Annotated in this window: 8 protein-coding genes; all 8 read right to left on the reverse strand. The window is 72.9% G+C overall.

Annotated features, from left to right (window positions below):
- Nucleotides 1-44: 44 nt before the first annotated feature.
- The 8 genes from AB0I60_RS00880 to AB0I60_RS00915 all read right to left on the reverse strand — a co-directional run bounded on the left by AB0I60_RS00880 (nucleotide 45) and on the right by AB0I60_RS00915 (nucleotide 18,631).
- Nucleotides 45-815, reverse strand: coding sequence for an SDR family NAD(P)-dependent oxidoreductase (locus tag AB0I60_RS00880; protein WP_360724740.1), 771 nt, complete (start codon nucleotides 813-815; stop codon nucleotides 45-47).
- Entirely contained in the window at nucleotides 812-2,461 is a 1,650-nt protein-coding gene (locus AB0I60_RS00885) for an AMP-binding protein (RefSeq protein WP_360724742.1), read from the reverse strand. The genes AB0I60_RS00880 and AB0I60_RS00885 overlap by 4 nt, the downstream gene beginning before the upstream one ends.
- Nucleotides 2,462-2,474: 13 nt before the next feature.
- A complete protein-coding gene (locus AB0I60_RS00890) occupies nucleotides 2,475-3,275 on the reverse strand; it encodes an alpha/beta fold hydrolase (protein WP_360724744.1) in 801 nt (266 codons plus the stop codon).
- Entirely contained in the window at nucleotides 3,272-4,408 is a 1,137-nt protein-coding gene (locus AB0I60_RS00895) for a saccharopine dehydrogenase NADP-binding domain-containing protein (protein ID WP_360724746.1), read from the reverse strand. The genes AB0I60_RS00890 and AB0I60_RS00895 overlap by 4 nt, the downstream gene beginning before the upstream one ends.
- Nucleotides 4,405-8,538, reverse strand: coding sequence for an amino acid adenylation domain-containing protein (locus AB0I60_RS00900; protein WP_360724748.1), 4,134 nt, complete (start codon nucleotides 8,536-8,538; stop codon nucleotides 4,405-4,407). Before AB0I60_RS00900 ends, AB0I60_RS00895 begins: the two co-directional genes overlap by 4 nt.
- On the reverse strand, nucleotides 8,535-16,202 hold the full coding sequence (locus AB0I60_RS00905) for an amino acid adenylation domain-containing protein (RefSeq protein ID WP_360724750.1): 7,668 nt from the start codon (nucleotides 16,200-16,202) through the stop codon (nucleotides 8,535-8,537). Before AB0I60_RS00905 ends, AB0I60_RS00900 begins: the two co-directional genes overlap by 4 nt.
- A gap of 168 nt (nucleotides 16,203-16,370) precedes the next feature.
- A complete protein-coding gene (locus tag AB0I60_RS00910) occupies nucleotides 16,371-17,987 on the reverse strand; it encodes a tryptophan 7-halogenase (RefSeq protein WP_360724752.1) in 1,617 nt (538 codons plus the stop codon).
- 74 nt (nucleotides 17,988-18,061) lie between these two features.
- Nucleotides 18,062-18,631: a flavin reductase family protein gene (locus tag AB0I60_RS00915; RefSeq protein ID WP_360724754.1), complete on the reverse strand. Its 570-nt coding sequence runs from the start codon at nucleotides 18,629-18,631 to the stop codon at nucleotides 18,062-18,064.
- Nucleotides 18,632-18,725: the final 94 nt, after the last annotated feature.

Consider the following 18,725-nt stretch of genomic DNA (forward strand, 5'->3'; position numbering starts at 1 on the left):
AGGAAACAGGTCAACCCACCTGTTTATGGGTCCGGTACCGCCTCTCACCTGGTCGCGGACAGTCCGCCGTCGAACGGGATGACCGTGCCGGTCAGGTACGCGGCGGCCCGCGAACCGAGGAAGCCCATGATCCCGGCGAGGTCGTCGATCCCGCCCGGCCGGCGCATCGGCGAGCGCAGCCCGATGTCGGCGGCCAGCTCGTCCTGGAGCATGTCCGACTCGAACGGGCCCAGCGCGATGGCGTTGACCGTCACCCTCGGTGCCAGCCGACCGGCCAGGTGCCGGGTCAGGTGGTGCATGGCCGCCTTGCTCGCCGCGTACGAGTAGATCTCGGCGGACGGCACGTGCAGGCCGTCGACCGACCCGATGTTGACCACGCGGGCCGGGTCGCCCGCGACCGAGGCCCGCTCCAGCACCGGGCGCAGGAACTTGGTCAGGTGGAAGACCGCCTTGAGGTTCACCTGGAGCACGGTGTCCCAGCCGGCGTCGTCGAACTCGTCCAGCGGCGCGGTGTGCAGCGCGCCGGCGTTGTTGACCAGCAGGTGCAGCCGGTCGACCCGGCCGGACAGCTCCTCGGCCAGGCCCCGGCAGCCCTCCTCGGTCACGAAGTCGGCGGACAGCGCGGAGCAGTCGCCCAGCACGGACAGCCGCGCGGCCGTCTTCTCCGCCGCCTCCAGGTCGCGCGAGGTCAGGTAGACCGTGGCACCCGCCTCCACCAGCGCCTGCGCGATCAGCGCGCCGACGCCCTTCGCCGCGCCGGTCACCAGCGCGGTCTTCCCCTCGACCGAGAACAACCCGGACCCGTGCTGGGTCATGACGACCGCCCCTCCTTGACCGCGAACTCGGCGGCACGTGCGCGCAGAGCCTTCTTGTCGACCTTGCCGACCGCCGTGAGCGGCAGCTCGTCGGTGAACTCGAACCGATCCGGGATCTTGTAGCCGGCCACGCCCCGGTCGCGGAGGTAGACCTTGAGCACGCGGCTCTTCAGCACGACGTCCCGGGTGACCACGAACGCGCAGATCCGCTCGCCCAGCAGGTCGTCGGGCTCGGCGACGACGGCCGCCCGGCGCACCTGCGGGTGGCTCATCAGCTGCTCCTCGACCTCCCCCGCCGAGACCTTGTCGCCGCCCCGGTTCACCAGGTCCTTGGCCCGGTCCACGACGACCAGGTGCCCCGAGGGCAGCCGGCGCACGATGTCGCCGGTGCGGTAGAAGCCGTCGGCGGTGAAGGCGCGCGCGTTGTGCTCGTCCGCGCGGAAGTAGCCCCGGATCGTGTACGGGCCCCTGGTGAGCAGGTGCCCGGGTTCGCCGTCCGGCACCGGGCGGTCGTCGTCGTCCACCACCAGCACCTCGTCGGCGGCCGACATCGGCACGCCCTGCGTCGTCTCCACCAGCTCGTCCGGGTCGTCCAGGCGGGTGTAGCAGATCAGCCCCTCCGCCATGCCGAACACCTGCTGCAACCGGCAGCCGAGCACCGGCCCGACCCGGGCCGCCGCCGCCGGCGTCATCCGGGCGCCGCCGACCTGGAGCACCCGCAGGCTGGACAGGTCGTGCCGGGTGTCGCCGGCGGCCTCCAGCCACAGCAGCGCGACCGGCGGCACCACGGCGGTGACGGTGACCCGGTGCCGCTCGACCAGCGGGAACACGTCGTCCACGCTCGGGCTCGGGGACAGCACGACCGTCGCGCCGGCGTCGAGCACGCCGATGATGCCCGGCGCGCAGAGCGGGAAGTTGTGCGCGGCGGGCAGCACGCACAGGTAGACGTCGTCCACGTCGAGCGGGCACGCGCCGAGGCTCGCCCGCGCGTTGTACAGGTAGTCGTCGTGGGTGCGCGGGATCAGCTTCGGTATCGCGGTGGTCCCGCCCGAGAGCTGGAGCGCCGCGATCGAGCCGGGGTCGGGGTCGGGCAGCGGCACCGGGTCGGCGAACAGGCCCTCCAGGGTGCGGTACGGCCCGGGGTCGCCATCCACGACGACCGTGCGCAGCGTCGGGCAGTCCGCCTGGACCCGCTCCGCCATCGCCCGGTGGTCGAACCCCGAGCGCTGGTCCGGGATGACCAGTGCGACGGCCTCGCTCTGCCGGCAGAGCTGGCGGATCTCGTGCTCGCGGTGCGCCGGCTGGACCAGGACCGGCACCGCGCCGACCCGGAACAGCGCGTAGCACAGCAGCACGAACGACCCGGTGTTGGGCAGCTGGACGATCACCCGCTCGCCGGCGGCGACGCCCGCGCCGTGCAGGCCCGAGGCGAGGCGGTCCACCTCGTGGTCCAGCTCGGCGTAGGTCCAGCTCCGGCGGTCGTCGACCAGGGCGGTGCGCCCGCCGTGCCGCGCGGCGGCGTCGCGCAGCGCCCGGCCCAGCGTGGTGCCGCTCCACAGCCCCTCGGCGCGGTAGGAGGCGGCCAGTTCCTCGGGCCACGGCGTGAGCTCGCGCTGCCGGACCTCTTCGGTCACCGGAAGGTTCATGGTCTGTTCCTGTTCAGGGCGTGGAGGGCCAGCTGGGCGGGTCGACGCGCACCTGGGTCAGCAACCACCGCACGAACTCCTCCTCGTGCTCGACCAGGTGGAAGTGGCCGCCGGGCATCTGCCGGAACTCGAAGCCCGCGCCGGTGCAGTCGCCCCAGCCGCGCGCCTCGTCGGCGTCGACCTCGACGTCGTCGTCGTTGATCACGGCGGTGATCGGCGCGCGCACCCGGGCCGGCGCGTCCGGGCGGTAGGTCTCGATGAGCCGGTAGTCCGCCCGGATCGTGGGCAGCACCAGCTCGCGCAGCGCCGCGTCCTCGAACCGGGCGGCGGAAGCGGCGTCCTGGGCGACCACGTCGGCGATCAGCCCGTCGTCGTCGCGCAGGTGCACCCGGTTGGGCCGTTGCCGGTGCGGGCCGGGGTGGGCCGAGACGATCAGCCGGGTCAGGTCCTTGCCCCGGTTCTCGACGCGCCGCGCCACCTCGTAGGCGACCGCCGCGCCCATGCTGTGCCCGAGCAGGGCGGTGGGGCGGTCCATCGCCGGCACCAGGGCGTCGGCCAGCTCGTCGGCGAGCAGGTCGAGGCGGTCGAACTGCTCGTCGCCGAACCGGTCCTCGCGGCCGGGGTACAGGGCGATGGCGAGCTCGACCCAGTCCGGGAGGTGCTGCACCCACCGGCGGTAGAAGCTGGGGCTGCCCCCGGCGTGCGGGAAGCAGACCAACCGCAGCCGCGCCGCCCGTTGCGGGCGGTACACGCGGTAGCAGGTGGCGTACCGGGCCGTGCGGCCCGGTGACGCGGTCCGGAACGGGCTCGTCATATCGCTCCTTCGTCCAGCGGCACCAAGTGGTCGAGCGGAACGTCGTGGACGCTCAGCTGCACGACGCCGGGGTCCTCGGCCAGCGTCGCGGTGGCGCGGTCCGGGTCCAGCACCTCGGCGGCGAAGTGCACGCCCGCCGGCACGGTGCCGTCGAGCACCTCGTCGAGCGTCGCCGCAGCGGCGGCGGCGACCAGTTCGGCCGCACCGGTCGCCCGCAGCACCAGCGAGCGCGTCAGCGGTCCGCCGGGCCCGGTGCCGTCGAGCTGGCAGAGCACCCCGACCTGCGGGGTCCGCCCGAGCACGTCGAAGTCGGCGGCGCGGTGCAGCCGCTCCGCCGTCGGCGCGAGGTCGGCCTCGGTGAGGGCGGGCAGCCCGCCCAGCACGGTCGACACCCGCCCGTCGAACAGCACGGTGTGCCAGTCGCCGTCGCGCAGGCCGAGCCGCTGCGCGGTCCGGCGCGCTTCCGGCGACAGGTAGGGGTGCACGGTCACCGGCTCGGTGAAGCCGGGCAGCGCCCGGTTCACCGCGCGCCGGGCGACGCCCGAGCGCGCCGCGCCGGAGCGCCAGCCCGCGAGGGACTCGTCCCGGCCCTCGATGATGCCCGCGACCAGGTCGTAGGCGCCGGACCAGCCGATCCTGTCCCGCACGCCGTGGTGCACGGTGAGCCGGTCGACCCCGGTGAACCCGCTGCCCGCGAGGTGGCGCGGGAGCAGCCCGGTCAGCCCGGGGATCATCCCGGCGGAGAGCACCGCCGCGACCGGGCACGGCGGCGCACCGGGACCGGTCATCACCTCGTGCAGGGGGTCGTCGCCGCCGACGTCCACGTAGTGCGCGCCCGCCCGGACGGCCGCCGCCGCGACGACGTCGCCGATCACCCGGGACGGGCCGGCGCAGTTGACCACGACGGTCGCGTCGGCGCAGAAGTCGCGCAGCGACGCGGGGTTGCGGACGTCGACCACGCCGGCCCGGCCGGTGCCGCCGAGCACGCCGGCCACCACCGCCTCGGCCGCCGCCAGGTCGCGCCCGCCGATCAGGACGTCCTCGACGCCGCGCGCGCGGAGCCGGGCCGCCACCTGCCTGCCCACCGCGCCGGAGCCGCCGAGCAGGCCGACGCGGTGCCGGGTGCGGGTCACCGGGCCGGCTCTTCCAGCAGGGCGGCCAGCGTGCCCATCACCGGCAGCGCCTGCCTCGGCACCACCTCCAGGTCGGGGCAGCCCGCCAGTTCGGCGGCGAGCGCCTTGCCCAGCGGTTCGCACACCGCCCCGGTGTCGATCAGCCGGACCGGTCCCGGGTACGGCTCGGGCCGGTGGCCGCGCAGCGCGCCGACCGTCTTGCGGAAGATGTCGAGCCGCGTGGTGATCGGGGTCTGCGAGCGCAGCCGGGCGGCCCGGTTGAGCGCTTCGAGCCGTTCCGAGCGCGGGCGCAGGCGCACCGGGTGGTCCTCGGGCAGCACGCCGTCGGCCGGGTAGCCGAACTCCTCGCCGCGCAACCCCAGCTCCATGGCGAACAGGGCTTCCAGCCGCAGCTCGTCGGTCACCGGCTCGTCGAAGCGGTAGCCGTCGACCAGCACCACGTCGTGCACCTCGACGCCCTGCGCGAGCAGCGCGTGCGCGAACTCCAGCGCGAGCACCGCCGCCGCGCCCGCGCCGACGACCTTGACCGGGCCCGGCCGCTCCGCGCGCACCAGGCGCGCGTAACCGGTCGCCCGCCGCCGGACCAGCGCGTCGTCCGCGACCCGCAGGTAGCCCTCCGCGTGCCCGGCGAACAGCCCGAAGACCTTGCGCGACGGGTCGAACAGGTCGCCGAGCTGCTGGTAGCGGTCGATCTCGCCGGTGGCGTCGTGCACCAGCAGCACCGTCGGCCCGGTCTCGCCGGTGCCCAGCCGGTGCAGCGGGGAGGCCGTGCGGGAGCTGTCGGCCACCTGCGGCGCGCTGTCCACCTGCGACTCCAGGTACCGGGCCATGGCGGCCACGGTCGGCTCCGGCAGCAACTGGCGCACCAGGGTGTCGAAGAACATGCCCGCCGCCTGCGGCACGCGCGCCCGCAGCTCCGCGACGAGCTGGGTGGACAGCAGCGAGTTGCCGCCCAGCGCGAAGAAGTCGTCGTTGCGCCCGACCCACTCGATCTTGAGCAGCTCGGCCCACAGCTCGGCCAGGGTCGTCTCGAGGCCCTCGCGCGGCGAGTCGCTGGCGGGCACGGCGGTCCGGTCGCCCAGCTCGCCCAGCCGGGCGGTCAGCGCGCGCCGGTCGACCTTGCCGTTGCCGGTGATCGGCAGCGCGGGCAGCGCCTGGACGAGCGCCGGGCACATGTACTCCGGCAGCAGCTCGCGCAGGTGGTCGTCGATCCGCAGCTCGTCCAGGTCCGGCGTCGGCCGGTCGCACTCCACGAACGCGACCAGCCTGCGCCGCAACGCGTCCGCGCCGTCCGCGAGCACCACCGCGCCGCGCACGGCCGGGTGGGTCAGCAGCGCCGCCTCCACCTCGGCCAGCTCCACCCGGTGGCCGCGCACCTTGACCTGGTGGTCCTCGCGGCCGAGGAACTCGATCGCGCCGCTGGGCAGGTAGCGGCCGAGGTCGCCGGTCCGGTAGAGCCGGCGGCCGGTGACCGGGTGGGTCGGGAACCGCTCGCCGGTGCGCCGCACGTCGTTGAGGTAGCCGGTGGCCAGGCCGTCGCCGCCGATGTACAGCTCGCCCGCGACCCACTCCGGGCAGTCGCGCAGAGCGTGGTCGAGGACGTGGAAGGTCTGGTTCCGCAGCGGGTAGCCGTACGGGATGCTCGGCGCGGAGGTGTCCACCTCGTCGATCGGGTAGTAGATCGACCAGATCGACGCCTCGGTCGCCCCGCCCAGCGAGACCAGCCGCACGTCGGGCACCCGCGCGCGGATCTCGTCGGGCAGGGTCACCGGGATCCAGTCGCCGGACAGCATCGCCAGGCGCAGCGAGCCGGTGCCGCGCTCGGGGTGGGCGCCCAGGTAGTGGCCGAGCATCTGGAGCTGCGCGGGCACCGAGTTCCACACCGTCACCGCGTGCCGCTCGACCAGCTCCGCCCAGTGGCCGGGGTCGCCCCGGCGCTGCGGGTCGGGCAGCACCAGCACGGCACCGAGCCCGAGCGGGCCGAAGATGTCGTACACCGACAGGTCGAACCCGAGGTTGGCCAGGCCCAGCGCGCGGTCCGAGCGCCCGACGCCGAACCGCTCGTTGATGTCGGCGACGGTGTTGGCCGCCGCCTGGTGGGTGATCATCACGCCCTTGGGCGTGCCGGTCGACCCGGACGTGTAGATGACGTAGGCGAGGGTGTCGGGCCCGACCCGGCGCACCGGGGCCTCGGGCAGCCCGCCGTCGGCCGGGACGTCGTCCAGCGCGACCACCCGCACCTGGTGCGGCACGGTGTCGTCGGCGTGGGCGCAGAGGATGAACCCCGCGCCGGAGTCGTCCAGGATGAGGTTGCGGCGGGCGGTCGGCTGCCCCATGTCGATCGGCAGGTACGCGGCGCCGGCCGCGAGCGTGCCGAGGACGGCCGCGACCTGGTCGATCCCCTTGTCCAGCGCGATCGCCACGAGCGCGCCCTCCGCGCCGACCGCGCGCAACGCCGTCTCGACGGCGCTCGCCCGCCCGCACAGCTCGCGGTAGGTGTGCTCGCCGGCGACGTCGACGACCGCCGTCCGGTCCGGGTGCCGCCGCGCGGCCTCGAACACGGGTTCGTGCAGCAGGGCGGTCGGCTGCGGGCCGCTGGTCGCGTTGACCTCCAGCCGCCGCCGGGCCTGCGCGGCGGGCAGCGGCACCGGGTCGGTCTCCGCCCAGGCGCCCCGGCCGCCGGCCAGCCGCCGCAGCAGGGCCTCGAACGCCTCGAACATCGCCTCGACCAGGCCGGGCGGGAACACGTCGTCGCGGACGTTCCAGTTGAGCAGCAGCGTGCCGTTGCGCTCCATCACCTGGCAGTCGATCCACACCTGCGGCGTCTGGGTGATGCTGAAGCCGACCTGGCCGGTCGCCCCGTCGTCCTCGCCGCCGCCGATCGCGCTGGTGTACACGACCGGCATCACCGCCTCGTCGCGGCTGCGCCGCCGCACCAGCTCGCGGATGACCTCGATGCCCGAGCAGAGCCGGTGGTCCATGTCGTCGAAGAGCTGCTGCCCCAGCCGGCGTGCCCGCTCGGCGAACGACTCCTCCGCCGCCGGCCGCACGGCCAGCAGGATCACCGAGGTGAAGTCACCGAACAGCGCGTCCACCTGCGGGTGCAGCGGCAGCCGGTTGTGCAGGGTCAGGTTGAGGGTGAACTCCGGTCGCCTGCTCCACCGCCCGACGACCTCGGCGAACGCGGCCAGCACCGCGCCGGACGCGGTCAGGCCCGCGGCGGCGGCGTGCTCCTTGAACGCCGACCAGTCGCCGGCCGCCAGCACGCCCGCGTGGCCGTGGAACGTCGGTGCCGCGTCGAGCTGGGTCGACGTCGGCAGCTCCGGGGCGGGCGGCAGGTCGTCCACGCGGGCCAGCCAGTACGCCCGGTCGCGGTCGTAGCGCGCGGACTCCAGCAGCCCGCGCTCGGCCAGCACGTAGTCCCGGTAGGTGATCCCGCACGGCGGCAGCTCGTGGTCCGGGTCGGCCTGCAACCGGTCGAGCGAGCCCAGCAGCCGCTGGATGCTCGTCCAGTCGGCCATCAGGAAGTCCAGCGACAGGTGCAGGACCGCCCGGTCCGGGGCCTGCGTGACGCACAGCTCGAACAGCGGCCACCGGTCGACCGGGTGCACCTGGTGGCCCAGCTCGTCGCGCACCTTGCGCAGCCGCGCGTCGACCGCGTCGGCGCTGTCGGCGCGCAGGTCCGCGACCGGGATCCGGTAGTGCGGGACCGTGCGCTGCACCTGCTGGTAGCCCTCCTGGTGGACCACCACCCGCAGCATGTCGTGGTGGGCGATCAGCCGGTTCCACGCCTGCTCGGTCCGCGCGGGGTCCAGCTCGGGGTACTCGACCTCCAGGTAGATGTGGCAGGCCACGCCGCCGTAGGCGTAGCCGTGCTGGCGCCCGACCAGGTACGCCGCCTGGACGTCGGTCAGCGGGAACGGCTCGTAGCGGTTCTCGGTGTCCGCGACGATGGTGGGCAGCCGGTCGACGCGCAGCGCCTCCAGCAGCTCCTCCTTCGCCGCGCGCATCCTGGCGACGCGCTCGGGCGTCAACGTCCCCTTGGGTGCCCGGTAGCGGAGCTGCCCCGCGTCCTCCCACAGGCGTACGCCCGCCGCAGCCAACTCGGCGATCAGCTCGTGAGCGCTCATAGGGTCCCGTCCTCCATCGAATCGTCTGCCGCCTCCACCGCGTCCAGGCTCGCGGCGATCGACGCCGCCACGGCGGCGACGGTCGGGTCCTGGAACATCTGCCGCAGCGCCAGCTCCACGCCGAACCGCGCGCGGATCGCCTCGGCGAAGTGCGTGGCGGACAAGCTGTCGCCGCCGAGCGCGAAGAAGTTGTGCGCCCGGCCGACCTCGGTCACGTGCAGGAGCTGCGACCACATCTGCGAGACGGTCTCCTCCATCGCGGTGCGCGGCGGCTCGCCGCCGTCGCCCGCGTCGGCCTGGTCGGCGAACAGCGCCGCGATCCGGCCCCGGTCGACCTTGCCGTTGGCGCTGAGCGGCAGCGCCGGCAGCACGGCCACCCGCTCGGGGACCATGTGCGCGGGGAGCTGCGCCCGGACGTGCGCGGTGACGTCGTCCTCGCGGACCACCGGCAGGTCGGGCGCGGTGCGCGCAACCAGGAGCAGCAGCGAGGTGCCGTCGAACCGGGTGGTGGCGACCTCGCGCAGGCCGGCCTCGTCCAGCACGTCCACCCACTCGGCGCCGTCCCGCAGCGGACCGCCGGGCCGGGCCCGCTCGCCGGAGGTGGGGGCGAAGCCGTACTCGATCAGGCCGGCGGTCAGCAGGCCGATCGGGGCCAGCTCGCGGTGCTCCAGGCCGATCAGCAGGCCCCGGGGCACGAGCAGCTGCCGGGCCAGCGCCGCGCCGGTGACCGGGTCGGCGTAGCGGTGCAGCGAGTGGTTCGCCAGCACGACGTCGAAGGCGTGCCGCAGCCCGTCGGGCAGCACGTCGTCGCGCACGACCTGGAACGTCGGGTCGTGCGGCAGGTCGGCGAGCCGCTCCTCGGCCGCGTCGAGCAGGCGCGGCGCGGCGTCGAGCAGGGTCAGCTCGACGTGCTCGGGGGCGACCGACTCCAGCAGCCGCCGGGCCGCGACGCCGGTGCGGCTGCCCAGCTCGGCCACCCGCACCGGCCGGCCCAGCTCGCCCGCCAGGGCGGTGATGGTCGCCGCCACCCCGCACAGCGCGCTGTCGGTGTCCGGCCGGGTGGCGACGGCGGCCTCCGGCGACAGCACCGGGTCCTCCAGCAGCACCAGCGGGTCGCGCTCGCCGCGCAGGATGCCGGCGACGGTGTCGGTCAGCTCGACCAGGCGGTCGGCGGTGGCGCGGACCGGCGCCCCGGCGACCGCGCGCCCGGCCTGCCACGTCGCCGGGTCCAGCGCGGCGTCCCGGCGCGGTCCGGCGGCGTACGCGTCGCCGTCTGCGGTGAGCACGTCCCGCTCGACCAGCCAGTCCAGCCAGAGCCGCAGCACGCCGCGCAGCTCGTCGGCCGCGCCCAGGGTGCGGGCCACGTCGTCGAGGGTGGTGGGGCCGTGGCCGACGCCGGCCTGCACCAGGCCGGTCACCCACGCCTCGATGAGCGTGGCCTCGACCTCGGCGTCCCCGGCGGTCGCGGCGACGGTGGCGCGGACGGCCGGCGTGAGCGCGGCCATGCCGCCCGACGCGATCGGCCCGCCGCACGGGTCGGTGACGACGGCGGCGGTGATCTTCTGCTGGGTACCGGTGCCGGTGGTGGTGACCACCGCGCGCCCGACGTGCGGGTGCGCCTCCAGGACCGATTCGATCTCGCCGAGTTCGATGCGGAACCCCCGCACCTTCACCTGGTGATCGGTACGCCCCAGGAACTCCAACGTCCCATCAGCCCAGAACCGACCCAGATCACCCGTCCGATACCACCGACCACCCTCCCACTCGACGAACTTCTCCGCCGAACGGACCGGATCACCCCGATACCCCTCCGCAACACCCACCCCACCGATCCACAACTCACCCGCAACCCAATCAGGACAATCCCGACCCGCCCCGTCCACCACCCGATACCGCTGATTCCGCAACGCAAAACCATACGGAACCGACCGCCACTCACCCGCCACCCGGTCCACCTCGAAAGCATTCGACCAGACAGCACCCTCGGTCGCCCCACCCAACGCCACAAAACGACCACCCGGACACCGCGCCGCAAAACGACCCGGCAAATCCAGACCAACCCAGTCACCCGACACCAACACCAAACGCAGACGATCAGCCAGACCCCGCGCCTCCGCCACCGACAAATACATCTCGAACAACGCCGGCACACTGTTCCACACCGTCACACCATGCCGACCGCACAACTCCACCCAACGCTGGGCCTCCCGCCGGTCACCCTCCTCGACCAACACCAGAGCCCCACCCACACCCAACAAACCAAAAATGTCATACACAGACAAATCGAAATCAGCAGCAGACACCGCCAACACCCGATCATCCGCATCCACACCAAAACGATCGTTCACATCCTCGACCGTGTTCACCGCCGCCCGGTGCGACACCTCCACACCCTTCGGCAACCCCGTCGAACCCGACGTGAAGATCACATAGGCCGAATCGGAGGTCGAGCGCCCGACGGGAGCCGGCAGCGCGTCGGGACCGACCTCGGCCAGCGCCACCAGGTCCACGCCGGCGGGCCACTCGCCGCCGGGCTCGTCCACGACCGCGCACCGCGCCTCGGCCGCTTCCAGCATCAGCGCGCGCCGGGCCGCCGGCTGGTCCACGCCCACCGGCACGTAGACACCGCCGGCCGCGAGGACGCCGAGGATGGCCGCGATCTGGTCCGGCCCCTTCGGCACCGTCACCGCGACCGCGTCACCCGGCGCGACCCCGCGTGCCACCAGCGCGGCGGCGACCCGCCGGGCCTGAGCGGACAGCTCGCCGTAGGTGCGGGTGCCGTCGTCACCCCACAGCAGCGCCGTGCGGGACGGGTCCGACTCGGCCAGCTCGAAGAACGCCTGGTGCAGCAGGTTGCCGCTCTCCGGTGCCTCGGTGGCGCCGACCCGGTCGCGCACCGCCCGCTGCGCGGCGGGCAGCGCCACGGGGGCCGTGGCCGACCAGTCGCCGTCGGCCAGCCACTCCACCACCTCGCGGTACGCCTCGAACATCCCCTCGACCACGCCCTCGGGGAACAGCCCCTCGACGAAGTCCCAGTTGAGGTAGATGCCGTCGCCGTACTCGCGGACCTGGTGGTCCAGCCACACCTGCGGGGTCTGCGAGATGCCCCAGCAGGCGTCGGCGTAGGCGTCGGCGCGCAGGTCCGGCAGGTCCTCCACGATGCCCAGGGCGCTGGTGAACACCACCGGCATGGCGACCTCGGCGGCACCGGCGCGGCGGGCCATCTCGCGCAGCACCCAGGTGGCGGGCACGGCCTGGTGGTCGAGGTCCTGCCACATCCGCTCCTGGAGCGCACGGGCGTTGTCCAGCAGCCCGGCGCCGGCCTGCGGCTGGTAGGACACCAGCAGCAGCGAGGTGAAGTCGCCCAGGATGTTGTTGATGTCGGGGTGCACCTCGCGGCGCTGGAACGTGGTCAGCACCAGCGTCATGTCCGGCCTGGTGCTCCACGCGCCGAGGACCTCGGCGTAGCAGGCCAGCAGCAGCGCCGACGGCGTCAGCTCGTGCTTGCGCGCCCGCTCGGTGATGCGGTTCCACCGGTCGATGTCCAGCCACACCTCCTTGCGCGCGAACCGGGGCTGCCCGATGCGCGCGGGGTCGGTGGCCAGCGGGAGCTGCGGGGCGGGCGGCAGGTCGTCCAGGCGGGACAGCCAGTACTCGCGGGCGGTGTCGACCTCGGTCGGCGACGGCTGCGCGTTGAGCTGGTAGTCGCGGAACGACACGCCGACCGGGCGCAGCTCCGCGCCCGGGTCGCGGTAGAGCTGTTCCAGCTCGGTCATCAGGATCAGCACGCTGAGCGCGTCCAGGACCAGGTTGTCCAGGCCCACGCCCAACCGCGTCCGCTCGCCGTAGCGCACCGCGCGGACGTCGAACAGCGGCCAGGCGGCGGGGTCGAAGACGCGGTGCGACATGGTGTCGCGCAGGCGGTCGAGCGCGGGGCCGGCGTCGGCGGCGGGCACGTCCTCGACCGGGATGGTGAACCGGGGCACGGCCGGCTGGACGCGCTGCGCGCCCTGCTCGTCGAAGACCGCGCGGAGGATGTCGTGCCGGTCGATCAGCGTGTTCCAGGCGCGTTCGAGCCGGTCGAGGTCGACGTCCACGCCCTCGAACTCGGTGTAGAAGTGGCAGCCGACGCCGCCGAGGGTGTACTCGGGCCGGCGGCCGATCAGGTAGGCGCGCTGCACGTCGGTGGTCGGGAACGGCTCGTACCGGGCCGCCTCGTCGGCGTGGAACTCCACGGGCGCCGGGGCGTCGTCGTCGAACCGGAGCTGCGCGGCGAAGTCGGCGAGCACCGGGTTGGCGAACAGCAGCCGCAGCTCCGCGCCGGCGATGCCCTCGGTGATCAGGCCGGCGATCAGCCGGGTGCCGATGAGGCTGTCGCCGCCGCAGTGGAAGAAGTTGTCCGTCCGGTGCACCTGCTCCAGCGGGAGCAGCTCCACCCAGATCTCGGCGAGCGCCTCCTCGATGGGCCCGCGCGGGGGCTCGGCGGCGACGTCGGCGGCGACCTCCTGCTCCGCGAGTTCGGCGGCGACCTTCGCGCGGTCCACCTTGCCGTTCGCGGTCAGCGGCAGGTCCGCCCGGACGGCCAGGTGGTCGGGCACCATGTGGCCGGGCAGCCGGTCGCCGGTCCAGGCGCGGACCTCGTCCACGTCGACCGTGTCGGCGGGCCACTCGGCGGTGACGGCCGCGACCAGGCGCTGCTGCGTGCCGGTGCCCGCCGTGGTCACGACGGCGCGTCCGACGTGGGGGTGCGATTCGAGCACGGACTCGATCTCGCCGAGTTCGATGCGGAACCCCCGCACCTTCACCTGGTGATCGGTACGCCCCAGGAACTCCAACGTCCCATCAGCCCAGAAACGACCCAGATCACCCGTCCGATACCACCGACCACCCTCCCACTCGACGAACTTCTCCGCCGAACGGACCGGATCACCCCGATACCCCTCCGCAACACCCACCCCACCGATCCACAACTCACCCGCAACCCAATCAGGACAATCCCGACCCGCCCCGTCCACCACCCGATACCGCTGATTCCGCAACGCAAAACCATACGGAACCGACCGCCACTCACCCGCCACCCGGTCCACCTCGAAAGCATTCGACCAGACAGCACCCTCGGTCGCCCCACCCAACGCCACAAAACGACCACCCGGACACCGCGCCGCAAAACGACCCGGCAAATCCAGACCAACCCAGTCACCCGACACCAACACCAAACGCAGACGATCAGCCAGACCCCGCGCCTCCGCCACCGACAAATACATCTCGAACAACGCCGGCACACTGTTCCACACCGTCACACCATGCCGACCGCACAACTCCACCCAACGCTGGGCCTCCCGCCGGTCACCCTCCTCGACCAACACCAGAGCCCCACCCACACCCAACAAACCAAAAATGTCATACACAGACAAATCGAAATCAGCAGCAGACACCGCCAACACCCGATCATCCGCATCCACACCAAAACGATCGTTCACATCCTCGACCGTGTTCACCGCCGCCCGGTGCGACACCTCCACACCCTTCGGCAACCCCGTCGAACCCGACGTGAAGATCACATAGGCGGAGTCCGTGCCGACCCGGCCCACCGGGACCGGCAGCGCCGGTGCGCCCAGCTCGCCCAGCACCACCACGTCGACACCCGACGGCCACTCGCCACCCGGCCGGTCCACCACCACGTGCGCCGCCTCGGCGGCCTCCAGCATCAACGCGCGCCGCGCCGCCGGCTGGTCCACGCCCACCGGCACGTAGACAGCGCCCGCCGCCAGCACGCCGAGGATGGCCGCGATCTGGTCCGGCCCCTTCGGCACCGTCACCGCGACCGCGTCACCGGGCCGCACGCCGCGCGCGACCAGGCCCGCCGCGACCCGCCGGGCCTGGTAGGACAGCTCGCCGTAGGTCAGGTCGCCGTCGTCGCCCCACAGCAGCGCGACCCGCGAGGGCTCGACCTCGGCCCGCTCGAAGAACGCCTCGTGCAGCAACTTGCCGCTCTCCGGCGCCTCCGTCGCGCTCACGACCTCGCGGACCACCTGCTGGCTCTCCGGCAGCGCCACGGGGGCGCGCACCGACCAGTCGCCCTCGACCAGCCAGTCCAGCACGCCGCAGTACGCCTCGAACATGCCCTCGACGACCCCGGCCGGGAACAGGCCCTCCACGAAGTCCCAGTTGCAGTACAGGCCGCCGTCCATGTCCATGATCTGGTGGTCCAGCCACACCTGCGGGGTCTGGGTGATCGAGTACCCCAGCTCGCCGAAGGACTTGCGGAACCGGGCGCTGAGCAGGTCGCCGCCGCCGATGTTGCTGGCGAAGACCACCGGCGCGCTGCCCGCCTCCGCGTCCGCCTGGCGCGCGATGTCGCGCAGCACCTCGACGCCCGAGTAGGCGCTGTGCGAGATGTCGGACCGGAAGCGGCGCTGCACCGTGCGCACGGAGTCCACGAAGGACTCGTCGGACAGGTCGACCGACAGCAGCACCAGGTTGGTGAAGTCGGCGATGACGCCGGGCACGTCGTCGTGCAGCGACACCCGGTCGAACACCGGCAGGTTCAGCAGCATCCGGGTCTGCCCGCTCCACCGGCCGAGCACCTCGGCGAACGCGGTGGCCAGCACCATGGCCGGGGTGAGCTGGGCGCGGCGGGCGAGCTTGACCAGCCGCTCGTAGCGGTCCGGGTCCACCCAGTGCGCGAGCCGGCGGAACACCGGCGTGCCGATCTGCGCCGGGTCGCACGCCAGCGGCAGCCGGGGCGCGGGCGGCAGGTCGGCGATCCGGGACATCCAGTACTCGCGGTCCCGCTCGCGCACCGAGCTGCGCACGCGCTCCAGGTCCTCGCGGTACTGCGGGAACGTGTACGTCAACGGCCGCAGGGTCTCGACGCCCTCGGCGTAGCAGGCGGCCAGGTCGTCCAGGAAGATGTTGAAGCCCAGGACGTCGACCACCAGCAGGTCCAGCTCGACGTGCAGGCGGGTCCGGCCGCCGGGCAGCGACGACAGCCGGACGTCGAACACCTCGCCCCGCTCGACCACCAGCCGGCGGTGCGACAGCTCGGACCGCACCCGGTCCAGCTCCCGCTCGACGCCGACCTCGTCCAGGGCCCCCAGGTCGTAGCGGGTCAGGCCGGCCCACACCGTCTCCGGCATGATCTGCTGGGTCCCGTCCTCCAGGAACCGGGCGCGCAGCATCGGGTGCCGCTCCGCCATCGCGTACACCGCGCGCTCCAGCGCGTCGGCGTCCACCCCGGAGCCGTCCACCTCGATGTAGACGTGGCACCCGACGCCACCGAGCACCTGCTCGTCGGCCCGGCCCACCCAGTAGGCGTGCTGGACCGGGCCCAGCTCGAACGGCGCGCCCACGTCGACGGTCACCGACTCGTCGTCGGCCGCCTCGGAGGGCACCCGCCCGTGCAGCAACTCCCACCACTGGGCGATGGTCGGCTGCTCGAACAGCTCGCCGACGTTGACCTCCAGGCCCTGCCGGTTCCACACGCCGACGATGCGCATGACCGAGATGGAGTCGATGCCGTACTCGATCAGGTTCTCGTGCTCGTCGACGTCTTCGGGCTCTTCATCCAACAGAGCGGCAACCAGCAGCAACAATTCATTCTTGCTCGCCGGGATGCGGTACGCAGCCCCGTTGTCGAAGACGGCTGCACCTGCGTCTGCCATGCCATACTCCAAGAATTACGAGGAACGGACCCGCCCCCGACAGTAACGAGCCGGTGACGCGACTGTCGAGGATTCGGATCCATTCCAAGCCGACTGCTGCGAAATGGATGAGGAGGCCGTGAGGAATGCACTCCGCCCGAGTACGGGCAAACCGGCCGGGCGTTGTCCCTAGCCGAAGATGCCCTTGATCCGGCCGGGTGCCTCGTGCCGACCCCAGTCCCGCACCCGCTGCATCAGGTCGGGGGTCGCCTCGAAGCAGCGGTTGTCGGGCGCGCTCAGCTCGAACGGCGCCGGGATGATGTCGGTGTCCCGCACCCGGGCGAGGATGCGGTCCGCCGCGTCCCGGGTGGTCACGGTGCCGGCCTCGACCTGCTCGCACAGCTCCCGGGTGTAGGTGAGCAGCTCGACGAGGTCCTTGCCGACCGGTGCCGGCAGCCCCGGCGGGTCGCTCTTCTCCAGCTCCCGCAGCACCCGGTCGTCACGCTTTTCCAGGAATACCCGGAAGGCGCGTTCCAGGGCCAGCGAGGGCAGCAGGCTGATGGATTTCCAGACCCGCGACACGGCGTTCCACAGCTCGTAGTCGCGGAAACCGACGAACGAGCTGTACACCAGGTCGTCGTGCACGTCGAACAGGCTCTGCTGGAGCTTGTCGACGTACTCGAAGCGCTCGGTCGACCAGTCGCCGTCCCGGGACGCCTCGATCAGCCGCCAGGCCAGCGCGTTGACCACCTCGAAGGTGTTGTTCAGGCCGCGCGAGTAGAGCGCGTCGATGAACCCCGCCGCGTGCGCGGTCAGGCAGTAGCGCTCGCCGACCGTGCGGGTGGCCGAGTACTGCAACCGCCCGGTGCTGACCCACGGGCGCACCACGCCCGCGTTGGCGAACTGCTCCGCGATCTGCGGGAACCGCGCGAGGAACGCGTCGAACTCCTCCTGCGGCGAGGAGTCGGGCTTGGGGAAGACCCGCTCGTCGAGCGTCAAGCCCACGCTGCACAGCGTGCTCAGCGCCCCGTCGTGGTTGTCGAACGGGATCACCCACAGCCAGCCGCCGTCGAACACGTGGTGCAGGGTGCCGTTGTGCCAGGGGCTGGGCTGCTTGTGGCCCGCCGCGCCCTCGCAGTCGTCGAACGGCTTGACGCCGACCATGTGCGTGAACAGCGTGCGCGAGTGGTGCCGCGCGCGGGTCGGCTCCTCGCGCAGGCCGAACTTGTCCGCGACCGGTGAGCGGAAGCCGCTGCCGTCGACCAGGTACTCCGCGCGGAACTCCTCGCCCCGGTCCGAGCGCAGCACGACCCCGCCCGGGCCGGTGTCGATGTCCTGGATGCGGGTGGCCAGCCGGCCCTCCGCGCCGTAGGAGACCGCGAGGTTGAACAGGTAGGCGTCGGTGTCCTGGCGGAACAGGTGGCTCTCGGTGCTGTGCCACTCCGGGATCATGAGCTGGTTGACCTGCTCCGGGTCCTGCGGCTCGCCCTCCCGGTGGTAGACGAACCCGAAGTGCTGCTTGCGGCCGCTCATCGGGGAGATCTTCTTCTGCACGCCCCGGTAGCTGGCCAGCGGCGCGATCTCGGGCACCTGGTAGCGGTCGGCGATGACCTTGATCATGGTCGAGGTGTAGGGGATGGTCGACTCGCCCACGGCGAAGCGCGGGTGCACGCCCGCGTCGATCACCAGCACCTTCACCCCGTGCCGGGCGAGCACGGCGGCCAGCGTCCCGCCCGCCATCCCCGCGCCGAGGATGGCGACGTCGTAGCGCTTGTCGTCCTGCGGTCCGTTGTCCGTCGTGTTCACGGTTCACCTTTCGGGAAGAGCAGTCTGTGACGGTGTTCTGCTGGTGGGGTGCGGCCGGCGCGGTCAGCCGGCCGTCACGTCGCGGCCTGGACGAAGCCGTTGCCGTCCACGACCCGCTGGGCGCGCGCCTCGTCCTCGCCGAGCGAACCCATCCGCCCCTTGAAGAAGACCAGCGGCTGCCGGCGCGGCTCCGGGACGCCCAGGTCCACCACCTCGCCGACGAAGATGGTGTGGTCGCCGATCTCCGAGGTCTCGGCCAGCCGGCAGGACAGGTACGCCAGGGCGTCGGTGAGCACCGGGACGCCGGTCGCGGACGGCCGGTGCCCGACGGTCTCCATCGACGCCGTCGCCCGGTTGGCGAAGGCCCACGCCAGCGCCTTCTGCCGCTCGGCGAGGAAGTTCACGACGTACGCGCCGGTCTCCCGCACGACCGCCCGCAGGCGGGAGTCCGCGTGCAGGCAGACCAGCACCAGCGGCGGGTCCAGCGAGACGGAGGTGAACGAGTTGACCGTGGTCCCGGCGGCCTGCTCGCCCCGACCGCTGGTGACGACCGTGACACCGGTGACGAAGTGCCCGCAGACGCGGCGGAGCGCCATCGGGTCGACCGGGCCGGCCTCGTTCGTTTCGGGGATGTCCGACGGCATCGGGTTTCTGCACCTCTCGGGTTGGGGAAGCGGCCCCGCCTGCCACGGCGGGGCCGCGCGCGTCGCCCGCGCGGCGGCGTGGTGGGACCGCCGC

Origin of the sequence: Actinosynnema sp. NPDC050436 (assembly GCF_040655415.1) — a bacterium.
GTDB lineage: Bacteria > Actinomycetota > Actinomycetes > Mycobacteriales > Pseudonocardiaceae > Actinosynnema.